1 pseudogene is annotated in these 309 nt (G+C 51.5%); it reads left to right on the top strand.

The features are described from left to right. Window positions 1-302 (top strand): annotated as a pseudogene (locus AC0QH1_RS00305) (RNA-guided endonuclease IscB); the annotation flags it as partial. Window positions 303-309: the final 7 nt, after the last annotated feature.

Consider the following 309-nt stretch of genomic DNA (forward strand, 5'->3'; position numbering starts at 1 on the left):
TGACGTCAAAACCGTTGCTGATTAGAGCGAAGAGGCATGGAACTCGTCAGATGTGCGGGACAGATAAGTACGGATTCCCGACTCGTCACCGCTCAAGGAGGCAAATTCACAAAGGTTTTCAGACTGGCGATCTCGTCACGGCTACGGTCACGGCCGGCCAGAAAATTGGCTCCTATGTAGGACGGGTTCTGTGCCGTGCGTCTGGCAGTTTTGATATTACCACCGCCTCTGGAAGAGTGGCAGGCATTAGCCACAAATACTGCAAACCCATTCACAGAAAGGATGGTTACGCCTATGGTTGAAAGATTG

Source organism: Phormidium sp. CCY1219 (assembly GCF_055795085.1).